At 34.9% G+C, this 13588-nt stretch carries 11 protein-coding genes and 3 pseudogenes; 6 read left to right on the top strand and 8 right to left on the bottom strand.

The features are described from left to right. Positions 1 to 263: 263 nt before the first annotated feature. Both CEF18_RS01970 and zapA read right to left on the bottom strand, forming a co-directional pair. A complete protein-coding gene (locus CEF18_RS01970) occupies positions 264 to 806 on the bottom strand; it encodes a CvpA family protein (protein WP_110934924.1) in 543 nt (180 codons plus the stop codon). A gap of 5 nt (positions 807 to 811) precedes the next feature. Continuing rightward, positions 812 to 1063 carry a cell division protein ZapA gene (gene zapA / locus CEF18_RS01965; protein ID WP_110934923.1) on the bottom strand — a complete coding sequence of 84 codons (252 nt, stop codon included), beginning with the start codon at positions 1061 to 1063 and terminating at the stop codon, positions 812 to 814. A 162-nt stretch (positions 1064 to 1225) separates the two neighbouring features. Between zapA and rnhC the strand changes: the two genes are divergently transcribed. After that, positions 1226 to 2173 (top strand): ribonuclease HIII, encoded by a 948-nt coding sequence (rnhC, locus tag CEF18_RS01960; RefSeq protein ID WP_110934922.1) that lies wholly within the window; start codon positions 1226 to 1228, stop codon positions 2171 to 2173. A gap of 687 nt (positions 2174 to 2860) precedes the next feature. Beyond that, positions 2861 to 4096, top strand: a pseudogene (locus CEF18_RS01955) (IS110 family RNA-guided transposase). 221 nt (positions 4097 to 4317) lie between these two features. Here the strand turns inward: CEF18_RS01955 and CEF18_RS01950 are convergent. After that, positions 4318 to 4857, bottom strand: a complete 540-nt coding sequence (locus CEF18_RS01950; RefSeq protein ID WP_110934921.1) for a DUF1572 domain-containing protein — start codon at positions 4855 to 4857, stop codon at positions 4318 to 4320. A gap of 1148 nt (positions 4858 to 6005) precedes the next feature. Between CEF18_RS01950 and CEF18_RS01945 the strand changes: the two genes are divergently transcribed. Then, a complete protein-coding gene (locus CEF18_RS01945) occupies positions 6006 to 6095 on the top strand; it encodes a putative holin-like toxin (RefSeq protein WP_220693850.1) in 90 nt (29 codons plus the stop codon). Positions 6096 to 6592: 497 nt separating this feature from the next. On the opposite strand, the gene CEF18_RS25675 is transcribed toward CEF18_RS01945, so the two are convergent. Continuing rightward, the gene (locus CEF18_RS25675) at positions 6593 to 6748 is read right to left on the bottom strand and encodes a hypothetical protein (protein WP_183041266.1); all 156 of its coding nucleotides are present in this window, start codon (positions 6746 to 6748) and stop codon (positions 6593 to 6595) included. Positions 6749 to 7096: 348 nt separating this feature from the next. Here CEF18_RS25675 and CEF18_RS25670 point away from each other — a divergent pair, with 348 nt between their 5' ends. Further along, positions 7097 to 7264, top strand: coding sequence for a hypothetical protein (locus tag CEF18_RS25670; protein WP_183041267.1), 168 nt, complete (start codon positions 7097 to 7099; stop codon positions 7262 to 7264). A 418-nt stretch (positions 7265 to 7682) separates the two neighbouring features. Here the strand turns inward: CEF18_RS25670 and CEF18_RS27095 are convergent. Continuing rightward, positions 7683 to 7905 (bottom strand): annotated as a pseudogene (locus CEF18_RS27095) (DDE-type integrase/transposase/recombinase); the annotation flags it as partial. A 472-nt stretch (positions 7906 to 8377) separates the two neighbouring features. On the opposite strand from CEF18_RS27095, the gene CEF18_RS01940 reads away from it, so the two are divergent. Continuing rightward, the gene (locus CEF18_RS01940; RefSeq protein WP_110934919.1) at positions 8378 to 8887 is read left to right on the top strand and encodes a DoxX family protein; all 510 of its coding nucleotides are present in this window, start codon (positions 8378 to 8380) and stop codon (positions 8885 to 8887) included. Positions 8888 to 9315: 428 nt separating this feature from the next. Here CEF18_RS01940 and CEF18_RS25665 read toward each other — a convergent pair whose 3' ends face one another. From CEF18_RS25665 to CEF18_RS01930, 3 genes and pseudogenes are all read right to left on the bottom strand, one after another. Beyond that, a complete protein-coding gene (locus CEF18_RS25665; protein WP_190238673.1) occupies positions 9316 to 9459 on the bottom strand; it encodes a hypothetical protein in 144 nt (47 codons plus the stop codon). A gap of 513 nt (positions 9460 to 9972) precedes the next feature. Continuing rightward, entirely contained in the window at positions 9973 to 11394 is a 1422-nt protein-coding gene (locus CEF18_RS01935) for a transposase (RefSeq protein ID WP_223292208.1), read from the bottom strand. Between the two features lie 652 nt (positions 11395 to 12046). After that, positions 12047 to 12259 (bottom strand): annotated as a pseudogene (locus CEF18_RS01930) (tyrosine-type recombinase/integrase); the annotation flags it as partial. A gap of 262 nt (positions 12260 to 12521) precedes the next feature. Between CEF18_RS01930 and CEF18_RS01925 the strand changes: the two are divergent. Then, a partial coding sequence (locus CEF18_RS01925; protein WP_110937523.1) for a LacI family DNA-binding transcriptional regulator occupies positions 12522 to 13588 on the top strand: 1067 nt, incomplete at its 3' end.

Here is a 13588-nt window from a genome sequence, read left to right as displayed (position 1 = left end):
ATGTCACCTCATATTATTCCAGAACTTTTAATCACCTTTCATCATATCCAAACGAGTTACTAGGACGCAAGTAATAAGAAAAACGGCATAGCCGTCTTTTATTAAATGCAGCGTCAGCTTCCACCACCCGAGTAGCACCTATGTAGTGCGTGTAGGTGCTACTCGAAAGGATGTGGGTTTCCCTTGATACGTGCGGTGTGAAGGTAGCTGCCAATTTTATAAATTCTTATCTAATAAGAAAACTTCTCGTCTATGACGAGAAGTTACTTCTTTTTCCCTTCAATCCATAATGTTTTAAGTTCATCTGAAATGATAGGTGTGTATTCAAATATCATCTGAGCAAAGGAAGACCCTTGCAATATCGATTGAACGATATCTACTTGTACTAATGCAGCTAAGTGAAGGAGAACAACGATTACCACTAATCCCTCTATAAAACCTAATATACCGCCTAACCAGCCATTCAGAAAATGCAGAATTGGCAAATGTGCAATAAAATCAAACAGCGATCCAATCACTTGCATAATTATTTTTGTGATAATAAACAAAACTGCAAAGGCGATCCCATTGTAATAAACCATTTCCATATCAAAGTTTTCTACTAACAAGCCCATTCCACCCTCTTCAGAGAGCTGTGGAAATGGAATCCAAAGTCTTATGTAGCTGGCTAGTTCTTGATAATATAAATATGCGACGACAAATGATACGACAAGACCAAGTAAGTGAATGACTTGTAAAATAAACCCTCTGCGAAATCCAATGAAAAAACACATAATTAAAATAAAAAATAATATAAAACTCAGCATCTTTGTTAGTCCTCATCTTTCTTTTCATCTTCCAACTGCGAAAGTAAATGAATATACTCGCTTCCAATATTGACAGCTGTTAATACAGCAAGCTTTGTTGAATCTAAATAAGGATTAAGTTCCTTTAATTCTCTCATCTTATTATTAACCAATTCTGCTACTTTGTTAACATAGTCAGAGCCTTCCTTACTGACGATGGTGTATTGCTGGTTATTTATAGTAACAACTGTTCGACTTTTTTCTTTATCTTCTCCCACCAATTAACCCCCATTCGTCAAAGAAATCCTGTCTTATATCATAACATGTCAGGTTACGTATGAAAATAATTTAATATATTTTTCCATTTAAGATGAAAACTAACGTCATTTTGTCTATACTTTAAACACCTCAGTTTTTCTGAGTGGAGAGGAGCAAAACTAATGAGCTACGAAGTAATCAACGTTCAAACAAAAACTGCGAGTAAAATGAAAAGCCATTACGCTACATATATAAAAGACAAAGTTCCCCAAGGTGCTTTGTTTGCCGCAAAGTTACCACAATGCAGTATTACTGCTTATAAATCAGGCAAAATTCTTTTTCAAGGAAAAGGTGCATCAACAGAAGCTGCAAAATGGGAACATACAAAGCCGGCTAGCACTTCAAAGAAAGAAACAAAAACCTCTAACTCTGTAGATGACCACAAATACTATCCGCCTCAGGATATTGAGGAACAAATTATACTCGGTAGTGATGAAACCGGGACTGGGGATTATTTCGGTCCAATGACTGTTGTCTGTGTGCATTTGACAAAAGAGCAGATGGCTACCATTGACAGCTGGGGGGTTAGGGATTCGAAAACAATTAAAGATGATGTTATTAGAAAACTAGCTCCAAGGCTAGTAAATGAATGCACGTATAGTTTACTTGTATTAAAGAACGAAAAATACAATGCTATGCAGGAAAAAGGTATGAATCAAGGACAAATGAAAGCACTGCTTCACCATCAGGCTATTATGAATGTTATGCAAAAATGTACTGAAAATAACCTTGATTTTCAAGGAACATTAATCGACCAGTTTGTAGGTCCAGCACGTTATTTTGAATATCTGTCATCTAAAGGTAAGTCATGGAAATCCGATAAACCTCTTTATTTTGCAACAAAGGCGGAAGGAATTCATCCTTCTGTAGCTGCAGCCTCCATCCTCGCGAGATATTCTTTTTTACAAGAAATGGATCGTTTAGAAGCAAACCTAGGGAAACCTATTTTAAAAGGTGCTGGACCAAATGTTGATCGAGCCGCGAAAGATATTCTAAATAGTCACGGTCAAGAGACACTCTATAATATCGTTAAGTGGCATTTTTCTAATACAAAGCGTGTTATGCAGTGAGTTAATAAGATTTTTGGAAGAATTACCACTCACTATCATTGGATGATCCTCGAGTCAACTAATTGGCCACTGATCAAGTGCAAAATTACTTGCGCTCTGCGTGGTACCGCATCATTCTTCACAGGAGGCTGAAGCCGTGGCCAGCGGAAAGCATCCGTCTAGAGCAGCTTCGAAACCTCTGTTCGATAGCATAAAACATATTCTAAACACTAGGAACCCTACAATTTCTTAACTCTTAATAAAGGAGTACATTTGTAGCTTTGAGATTAAGTTAAATCAAAAATACCTCACAAACCGGATATTTCACAATAAAGAAAAAGAATCCATTTTGAAAAAAGATTGATCAAAATGGATTCTTCTCCAGCAGATTTAAGTTTCATTTTCATAAAAAATTATGGCTCATTTTCTACCTACGTTGTTCAACAATCGCGCCTGATCGTATTACAAGGTCAGCCAGAAAATATTTCTGGTTAACCATTTTTTATATCGATATATGATAACGGTAGCCGTGGTAGAACGTTCGCGCCTGTGGGGCTATGACCCCGTCCGCAAAACAGTTCGCCCCCTACTTGTAGAAACATGTTTGAGGCTGGTTGGGACAATGATCTCGTATAACAAGCGAAGCTATGACACTATGAGGAGGATTTAGGGGTTACCGGCAATTATATTTTTGAAGGAGGAATTTTAATGAATCCAGTCGTTGGTCTGGATGTAGCAAAAGGTGAAAGTCAGGTTCAAGCATACTTGGAAAGAAAGAAGCCCTACAAGAAAAGTTTCAAAGTAAAACGGATCTTGATGGGTTAGCTAGTTTATTAGATTTTATTTAAAGAGATAGAAGATATTTTGGGAGAACGTCCCCCTCTTGTAATGGAATCAACGGGTCATTATCACACACCTGTTGTTCAATATTTTGAGGACAAAGGCTATTTAATCATTATCGTAAATCCACTCATCTCTTATAAAGCAAAAAGTTCTAGTTTGCGAAAGGTAAAAACAGATATCATTGATGCCAATCACCTCTGCGAGCTGTACTATAAAGAGGATTTAGAGCCTTATAAAAAGCGTGGTATCCAACTTATGAACTTACGTCATCTTACGAGACAGCACGATAATATTACAGGCATGTTTGTACAAACCAAACTACAATTTCAGGCAGTTTTGGATCAAGTATTCCCTGAATATAGTAAGGTTTTTGGAGACTTATATTCGGTTGTTTCTTTAAAAACATTACAAGTATTTCCTACTTCAGAAGATGCCTTGAAAGCTGATACTGAAATATTAGCAACTAAAATAAAAGAATTCTGTAACACTCGTTCACTACAATGGGCAAACAAACAGGCTGAAAAGCTAATTACTGCCGCAGCTCAAAACCCTTTTTAGAAGACTTTATACTCTAGTCTTGCCCTAAGCTTAGATATGTATATTAATATGCTCTTTGAACACAAAAAACATCTATCCATGCTTGAAAATGAGATAGATGCTTTAGCAAAAAGTCTTGAAGAATCTAAGATTATCCGATCAATTCCCGGTATCGGTGAAAAAATCGCAGCAACGATTATTTCTGAAACTGGGGAAATTGAAAGGTTTAATCACCCTAAGAAACTAGTGGCATTTGCCGGTCTTGATCCAAGTGTCTTTGAATCTGGCACATTCAAAGGTACTTACAATCGAATTACCAAAAGAGGATCTAGCAGACTACGGCAAGCTTTGTATATGGCTGTTAAATGTGCTATTCGTGACTGTCGCAAACAGAAAACAACGGATGAAATCCTTCCTCGTAATAAGAGATTACGAGCGTTTTATGATAAGAAACGGGAAGAAGGAAAACCTTTTAGAGTAGCTGTAATAGCTTGTGCAAACAAACTATTACATTGGATTTATGCACTTTTAAAAAACAAAACCCCTTTCCAAGATTTAACTTGATTTAACAATTTAACCAAGTGAACCAAAACTTTCTAAACATAGTATTTGGAAGGGTATTTGGCATGCACAAATTCAGTATAACATGATATTTTTAATATTTTTATTGAAAAATGTTGACAACTATTGGCTGGTTTCGTTGAAGATAGAATCGTTAGGAATTAGGTACTTAAAGGTAGCTTGCTTCTTGCACTAAACCTCTCCGTTAGTAGAACAATCTCAACCTATTTATCTTGGTGTTTTTCAAGCATTACCTGTAAATATTTCTCAGATTTCCCTTTTGGAATGCTGAGACTCTTCCAATTATTATCCTTTAGTTGTTTGCCCATATATACAATTTGTCCGACATGATATGCGTAATGTGCCATTTGCCTTTCAATAGCCTCTAAGACCAAATGACTTTCTCCACGAATGTATATATTTTTTAATAAATCTTGCTCACTTAAATCAGTTAGTGTCTCGATTAGGACTTTCCAACCCTTTTCCCAAACAGTAATTATCTCTGCTTTCGCAGTTATATCATCTATAAATTCTTCATCACGATTTCTATATTCTTTTTCCCCATCTGAAGTTAAAAAGTCACTCCACCTTGAAACCATATTTCCACTTAAATGCTTTACTATTATTGCCACACTATTGGACTCGCTATTATAATTCCAATGTATTTCCTCTTCCGATAATTGGTTTAATGTCTTATCTCCAAGGCTTTTTACACTATTAAATCTTTCTATTACAATCCTCAAATATTCTTTTCCAATCTCCATTTGAACTCCCCCCTTTCTGTTATGTTATTCTTTTTGCTTGTCCTCTTTCATTAGAGTGTAATAAATAATTAATCGTATCTCCCGTCAATATTTTATACTTTATCAAGTACTCGTGGTATATTATTTGTCACCCCTCTTTTTTCAAGAAAACATGTGAAAAAGACTATTAGTCTCCTTACATGAGTTATGCTCAAGGGCTTTACAGCCTTGAAGCGAGCTTAGAAAAAAGGGGGAGGTGAGATGATGAATTTTGACGATGGTAACATAAGTCTGGCAATTCATCCGTGCTCTGTAGGATTATTATCCTATTTGGTACTTGAGATATTGCATCTCTTTTTCGGTTAAACGAGAGGAGATGTAATATCTCTTCTTTTTTTGAAAAAATTGATCTCGAAGAGCTATTGCAAAGCAACATAAAGTACCCATCAAACACAGAGTGTGTATGGATGGGCATTCCATGATATACCACCTCACAAAAGGGGTGTATATAAATGGGCACTACAGTGAAACATAACTCAAAAATTTGGGCGGTGTATAAATGGGCACTCTCTCCGTTTGTGGTTATAAATTTCAAATAAATTGTTCAACTCTCAAATAAATTTTTAGCGCTCTAAGAGTTCGCTGATGAAGTTTTATGATGTTAATGACTTTTGTACCATTAAAACGCAATTAAAAGCGCCCCAACGGACTATGAGGCGCTCTTAAACATTACTATTAATTATAACTGCACTGGTCGTGGAGGGTATTTTGCTACTCTTTTACAAATTTTCATAATTATTACGGTTAAATTTAAAATTTACCTGGTCGTTCTCCTATATTATACCAGAATCGAAAAAAGGGGGGGAAATTTTATTGCCAAACCGTCAATAAGAAGGGAGTGAAAGAGTTTGAAATTTACATTTATTATTCATATAGACAACAAAACAATCAAGACTCTATTAACTTATTTACTGCTGTTTCTTCTGTAACGAAAATAGGTTATTGAAGTTCGAATTAAACATCTTATAGCGCAGGGTTCATTGGTTTTTTGTAGGGGGGGTTTTCCGAATAAATAGACCGATTCATTTCAAAATATGGTAATATAAGGATATATCAAATGTTGTGAGCAGGGGGGCGGTAAATCCTTCGGTATTTCGGAGGTGATGGCTATGGAGTTACAATTACTTTTTACTGCTGGTATTTTTCTTATTGCATTACTTACTTTTGTAGTTTTGTTAATAAATCTGGCGAAAAAGTAACCCACCCTGCGTCCAAAAGCAAAAGTTTAACTTATTTACAATGCCGACTGGCCGCTATCTTGCCGAATGACATTTGTGAGAGTCGAGATGCTACCAACATCTCGGCTCATTTTTTATTTTATGATTAACTTAGAATAAAGATGTTAAACGATTTAACGACTTCATTGAGAAATAGCTATGTTTAAATAGCCATGTCCTACACTTAAGTAGCTTGTTCATAGATTGATTATAAAATTTTTAAGCCGCATTGTAAACAATTATCTACAGCACTTACGATTGGGGAAAGTTAAATTTTAGAGGAATATAGAGAGATTTAGATACATTCCCCCCTCATCCTCCTACATCGATTCATAACGCCACACCATTTTAAATCCGAAACGTTTACAGTATCTTGTCTATGCTCAATACCCACTCCAAGTTTTACCTTGCCTTGTGTGAGAGAATATTGAACACAGATTTAGAACTATAAGTAAATAATTGTTTTTTTAATTGGTGTCCTAATCATCCTCATCATGTTCCTCTTGCTCTCGCCTTATCGTTTCCTTATCCATCGTCAACCACTTCTCACACAACTCATCACCAAAATACCAGGATATACGATAGGTTACCGTTGTCTCATCTTCCGTTATCTTCTCAATGTCTGCACCAAACATTAAACCACCCCTTCCACCTATGAATATTGTAGTTCATACCTGCTTCATAAGGTGTCGTTTTATGCGGTTACTTACGAGTAATGTTAGAAAACGTTATCACATCAACGAACAACGCATAATTAGACTTATGATAAAAAAGAGAGAGGGATTATAAATCCACCTTACAGTGCCATTCTGCGTAACATTTGTTGTTCTTTTCTGTTTATCTCGCTTGGTGACATTTCTTTAGCTGTAAACTGGTTGTTAAACGTCACTTGATTACCTTGTTGTTGTGAGCTTTGACTACCTCTCGTGTCATAGCTTGTTGGTGTATAAAGGTCCTCCCCCTAAAAAAAAGAGGTGACAACTATGGATTCTAAAAACTTAGAAATACTTTCTGACCATGAGCTTCATTGTATATATGAAAGCTCATGGAGTTTTTTGGAAGTTCATAATGAAATAGAACATAGTCATCTGAAAGACTTTTTATTGTTATTGGAAGTTGAAATTCGCAACCGAAATATAGATAAAGAATAATATTACATTTTGGGAGGACGTTTATCTATTCGAATTACTAATATCTTTATCAAACTCGTAAAGGTAGCAATTAATTCTCCTTCACAGTATCAGTCAAATCCACAATAAAAGTGAGTGATTTTTCATCATTCTTGTTCCACTAAGGTGCGCATGTTCAATAATCACCAACATTTTGACGGAAATATTCGTTAAGACAATTTATGGAAGTTGCAAGCCAGCTTTTATTACGCTAAGCCCCTTTCGTGTCAATGATACTCAATGTATTTATGTACCATTGGCTAAAAGTTTATATCCCATGGCAAGATAAGGTTTTTGGCCAATTTAGTTTACTCATTAGAACTTCATGACTTTTAAATGATACTTATTGTATATTTCATATCAACCGGTTGATATATTGCAGGTATCATGATTTAGCCTATCTTTGTATTAGACGCATGCCATATGGCATGTTCTTTTTTTTCTTTAATTCTTCAACTGCGGGGGAAGCTTTATTTTTATTCACTGTTATGACACGAGGTTTGAAATATAAAAAGCTATAAGCAGCCTTTTTATCTCTTGATTCACTTAGATAAAACCAATGGTATTCCCTTCTGGAGACTTAAATACATCCATTAACCTTTTACTTTCACATACGTTTCATTATTATCAAAGGCACCGAAAATAAGGTGTTTTCTGAATTTATAATTTCTAACGTACGGTTTCCCTAAAAAATACATACCCTCTGATGAAAAAAAGGTAGCATAAAATTGCAATAGGCTATATAATTTGGTTAAGGGAAACTTTTTTAAATAAACTAAAATTTGTTTCTTATACACAATAGGTGGTGAATGGAAAAGGGAAATGGCGTCACCTGCTTAATGGCACTTGGATCATGGCGGTTGTATCTTGGTTAACGTAATCATTGGTACATATATCGTTTATCCATGATGTCTAATGGAGACACCAGCTGGCACGACTAATTTGGACGGATATAAGCGTTCTTATTAGCTGGCAGATCCAGATATGATGTGGTGGCATAAATTTGGTATGGAGTGGAAAGTTTGTCCAGATACCATATAAATGTAATTGGCTTTATAAATAATAATGATATTGATTAAGAATAGGAGGGTTGGTATGTTTGGTAAGATATTAAGAGAAAATGTTTATGTTTCTTATTTACTAACTGTATTTCGTCTATATATTGGATGGAAATGGTTACATGCGGGGTGGGGAAAAATTACTGGAGGATTTGACTCAAGTGGCTTCTTGAAAGGGGCCGTAAAAAAGGCTGTAGGAGAAAACCCAGCCGTTCAACCTTGGTGGGCTGAGTTTCTAAATGGATTTGCAATACCTAACGTAGAAGTATTTAATGTATTAGTTCCTTGGGGAGAGTTCCTTGTGGGACTTGGCCTTATTTTAGGTGTATTTACTTCTTTTGTTACGTTAATGGGATTAGTTATGAATTTTGCTTATATGTTCTCTGGAACTACAAGTACTAATCCCCAAATGGTTCTTATTGAGATATTTATCCTTGTTGCTGGCTTTAACGCAGCTAAAATTGGATTAGATTATTGGATCATTCCATTCTTAAGAAAACAAATTTTAAGAAAAGGGGAACAAGAAGCCCCCACTCACAGTACTTAAAGGGATTCCGTCCACAAAACGCGAAAAATATACGCTAGATTCATATCCTAATGGACTAAATTTCATTGAAACTTGTATTGTTCGTAAAAGTACGCTTCTATTAACACGAAAATCCTCAGATTGATATGAAATCTGAGGATTTTTGATTACTTCTAATGAGGTGTTTATTGGTATTGATCAAGTCGATTATTCTGTGTTAAAGCAAAAAATCATTGTAGATGCTCTTGTTTTAATCATCATCGGTCGATTAATGGCTATTTGAAACTTACATCAGATTAGAACGGAAAATGGTATAAAATAAAGTCAGTGAGTTTTAAGAGATACATTCCAAATCAATATGACTCATAAAAGAATTATAAAATTAGATTTATGAATTTCCTATTGAACGGGTTGCGTTTAATAAGCTAAAGACTGCAAACATAAAAATATTATCTTGATCTTCTGCAATCAGGCGCTTTTCGGCCATCGAGATGAATGGTTCCACTATCGACAAGTCGTTCAAAAATTTCTGATCGAAAGGTAATGCGGTACTTCATTGGATCGAACTCGTCGATGTCCTTTAATTCTTTCATTAGCCACTCTAATTCCATTCGTTATTTTGTAGCCTGTTCTTGTCGTTCTTCTTAAGCATCAAGCTGATGTTTGTATTGAACGATCTGCTCGGTTAATGCATCGACCTTTTTGGTGTCTTAACCTGCTTGATGTAATTCCTAGTCCACGAATTGGGATCATTGGGATGTTTAATTCCTAATAAATCGGCTATTTCTAATGATCTTTCTTGTGGCAACAACGGATACGGATCTCTAATATCAACAACACTGTCTGCCTATTCCAATATATAAAGATATCTAACTCCTCATAAGATAATAAATGGTGTATTCGATTTGTTTTCTACCCTTTACTTCGAGTGACAATACCTTTTGAGGGAACATCTCTTATAGTAAACCAGGGTTTATATTCTGAACCCTCACCCTTACCTCTCCCCTCTTCAATCTATTTTTCTATCTTCTTGCCTGTAGATGAACGATCTCTTTTAGCCATAAAATACCTCCTATTTTTAGTGACAATACACAAAACAATTTAACTTATGTTACCAATCGAGTAGGAGGGGGTATTAACCCCCGACCTCTCACACCACCGTACGTCAGTCTGTCTAACAATTGCTTATTTAAGCAAGCTGTAAAGCGGGATTTATACAATTTTACTCGAATAAACATTGTGCATAGAAATTTTGTGCGAACTCGGTCTCTGAAGAGACGTATGAGCTCCTTTACTCCCTTTATTTTAATCACTCTTTTGAAATTATAGGCAAGACAAATTAGATTGGTCTCAGTGCCTACTGATGCCAACCCTCGTGTTAAAAAATATGTATAGCCCCAGTGACGTTTCATCGTCCCAAAAGGATGCTCAACTATCGCAGCTCTTTGCTTATAAATATCACTTTGACTACGTGTATTTTCCGTAATCTGTTCGATCACTTCCTCGTCTTTTAATCTAGTTATCGATCTTCCTCCTTTGGCAGAAGTGCAGGACTCTTTTTGTCCGCAAATATCGAAGTTTGTGCAAGTGTAACGCCTATACTCTTTCCCATTCTGTTTTCCATTCCATTTAAAAGGTAACTCATAACCGAACGGACAAATATATCTATCGTTTATGGTATCATATGAAAAATTCGTTCTATCAAACCCGCTGGCTACTTTGTTTTGTTTTCCCTTTTGCGGCTTAATTAAGAGTTCGGTGCTTTCGTCGACAACATCAATAATTTCAAGGTAGTTATAATAGCCTGTATCGGCCAGAGCCGTGGTTTTTTGATCGTGAAAAATTTCCTTTGTTTCCTTCACCATATTGGACAGCTGCCCTTGATCGTTGACATCATTGACAGTATCGCACTCCACGATTAGTTTATACTTGCTGTCCACCGCAGTTTGAACATTGAAACAAACTTCATGCTTCCCGTTATTTTTCATTGATTTGGCGTCTGGATCGGTAACACAAAGCTGTTTTTCACCTGTTTCCTTGAGTTCTTGTTTAATTACCTGCAGCTCGTGAATTCTTTCTTGATAAGCCTTTAATTTTGTGCCGTCAATTGCGACGATTTGACCATCGACTAACCCGAAACCTTTTAACATTAAGGTGAACTCTTTAAACAGCTTTTTTATTGCAGTTTTGTTATTCTTCATGAAAGCAGATAGAGTGCCGTGGTCAGGCTGGAGCTTGCTGATTAGCCACATTAGTTCAATGTTTCTATTCGTTTCGGTTTCCATTTTGCGAGAGGAACGAATGCCATTCATATAACAGTAAAGATAGAGCTTAAGTAAGTCTTCTCGACGATAAGGCTTTTGCCCAGCTTTGATGCCCGAATATACTTGAAATCCCAATTCCTCTAGGTTCAAACTATCGATGTAAGCATCGATAACTCGGACAGGATTTTCTTCATTTACAAAGTCGTCCAACGTATTTGGCAGTAAATAAATTTGATGTCTATCTTCACCTACAATATAAGGCATACACACTCATCCTTTGATATAGAGATTCGACAAAAGGCATCCATTTTCATGCAAAAAAACAAAATTTATTAATAATTGTTAGACAGACTGACGGGCGGCATGATGTAATATAAGTTTTATAACTTTCTTATATCAAAGTTCGTGAGGAATGATAGTTTAAAACCAAAAAATATTAGTAAATAAGTTTTTTAGAGAGGTTATCCATTAAGTTTCCGAACTTATTGGAAGCCTCTTTTTAAAATGTCCAACCATGTTTAGAAGGAATAATAGTTCAATAGATATATCTGACATTATAAAAACCCAGTGGGGATTAAAGAAAATGACCCCGGCTCAATAACGGAGTCATTTACTAGCTGAATAGGTCGCCTGATATATCCAATATGCTTTTTGATTTGTTAATTTTATACTTTCACAACTCTAGAAGGTTGCTAAACATTTTTTGTTTTCCTTACATATCCATTAAAGTTATCGATACTTACTAGACTTAAGTTGACCCTTCTTGTTTAGAATGCTCTAATATTTTGTTGCGATATTCTTGGCTTTTACAGTTGATGAAGTACTGCTTCCTGCTTCTCTTTTGGCAATTACATAAAGGTTACACACTCAACAACTATTTTTTTAGTCAAACTACAACTGTATTATTCATAATCTTCTACTTTCCACTCAGTTTTCCAATCCAAATAGTTTTGTTATTTGTTGGATTATAGTAAGTTATATAAACACGTAATGTAAGTTCAGTATAATCAATATCAGACCACCTCAGAGCAATCATTTCACCAATCCGTAAGCCAGTATATGCTAACATAGTAAAAGCTAGTAGATCCCCCTCTAAGCCTTCTTCCTTAGCTATACTTAAAAACTCTTCTAGTTCTTCTTCAGGTTAAGGGCTAAGGTTTTGTAAGAATATATCCTTCAGATTAACTGAAATATAGGTTCTGTTAAAAAGAGTAACAATAAAAATAACTAGTATGGCCATAAGATTGAGTGGATAATAGATTCCTTTATAAAAAAATGAAAACACTTACAAAAAAGTATTGACATGAAATTTTATTTAAAATATAATAAAATTAATATAAATGATAAGTTAATCGATTAACTTAGAACAACAAACGAAATTTGGTGAAGATATGAAAAGTAATAAAAATGTACGTATTAAAGATGTTGCTGAAAAAGCCGAAGTTTCTACTGCAACAGTGTCACATGTGATTAATGGAAATAAATATGTATCAGAAAAAATAAAAAATAAAGTAAATAAAGTGCTAAAGGAACTGAATTACCACCCCAATTCTGCAGCAAGAAGTTTAAGAAGTACTAAGACAAATACAATAGGATTTATAATTCCTATAAATAGTGAGGATACCGCTAAATCTTTTTTTATGTCTATTGCAGAAGGGATAGAGGAAAAATTAAAAAGCAGGGGGTATAATTTAATATTAAGTAATTCAAAAGAGGATCCGGAACAAGAATTAAACCTTATAAAAATGTTTAATACTCAAGTTGATGGATTAATATTGGCACCGACAAATGAAAACTTTAAAGGTATAAATGAAACAATTGATCATAACTTTCAAATTGTTATGATTGATAGATTGCCTGTTGGTTATAAGGGAGATTATGTTTTAGTAGATAATTTCCAAGGAACTTATGAAGGTATCAATGAATTAATTAAATCTGGTTTTAAAAAAATTGGCTTTTTAAGTTCTGGATTAGGAATAACTACTTCTAATGATAAATTTGAAGTAAATGAAGAACTATCAAATAATAGAATATATGTTAACCCCAATAATGAAAGATTTCAAGCATACAAAGTTGCTCTATCAGATAATAAAATAAGTTTTAATCCCGATTATGTACTATTTGGCGAATCCTCTTTTCAATCAGGGTACGACCTGGCTAAACAACTAATTTCAAAAGAGATCGATGCTATATTTATAGCAAACAATATAATGACTATGGGTTCCATTAAGTTTATTCAAGAACAAAAGTTAAAAATTCCAGATGATATCGGAATTATTGGATACGACAACTCTGATTGGACAGAAATTATTTCCCCACCTCTGTCAGCAATTAAACAGCCTGCATTCGAAATAGGGGTGCAAGCTGCAGAATTAATTCTAAATAAAATACAAAAACCTACCTCAGACTTTCAGCATATTAAATTAAAGACTGAAAATCTAAAAAGATCATCCTATTA

The sequence above is a fragment of the Salipaludibacillus neizhouensis genome (genome assembly GCF_002886185.1).
In the GTDB taxonomy this organism is placed as follows: domain Bacteria; phylum Bacillota; class Bacilli; order Bacillales; family Salisediminibacteriaceae; genus Salipaludibacillus; species Salipaludibacillus neizhouensis.
This window is presented reverse-complemented; position numbering and strand designations above follow the sequence as displayed.

Bases quoted from the DNA above. Each gene is read 5' to 3' on its own strand.
- CEF18_RS01970 (WP_110934924.1), bottom strand. From the start codon at position 806: ATGCTGAGTTTTATATTATTTTTTATTTTAATTATGTGTTTTTTCATT.
- rnhC (WP_110934922.1), top strand. From the start codon at position 1,226: ATGAGCTACGAAGTAATCAACGTTCAAACAAAAACTGCGAGTAAAATG.
- CEF18_RS01950 (WP_110934921.1), bottom strand. From the start codon at position 4,857: ATGGAGATTGGAAAAGAATATTTGAGGATTGTAATAGAAAGATTTAAT.
- CEF18_RS01945 (WP_220693850.1), top strand. From the start codon at position 6,006: ATGGAGTTACAATTACTTTTTACTGCTGGTATTTTTCTTATTGCATTA.
- CEF18_RS25675 (WP_183041266.1), bottom strand. From the start codon at position 6,748: ATGTTTGGTGCAGACATTGAGAAGATAACGGAAGATGAGACAACGGTA.
- CEF18_RS25670 (WP_183041267.1), top strand. From the start codon at position 7,097: ATGGATTCTAAAAACTTAGAAATACTTTCTGACCATGAGCTTCATTGT.
- CEF18_RS01940 (WP_110934919.1), top strand. From the start codon at position 8,378: ATGTTTGGTAAGATATTAAGAGAAAATGTTTATGTTTCTTATTTACTA.
- CEF18_RS25665 (WP_190238673.1), bottom strand. From the start codon at position 9,459: ATGAAAGAATTAAAGGACATCGACGAGTTCGATCCAATGAAGTACCGC.
- CEF18_RS01935 (WP_223292208.1), bottom strand. From the start codon at position 11,394: ATGCCTTATATTGTAGGTGAAGATAGACATCAAATTTATTTACTGCCA.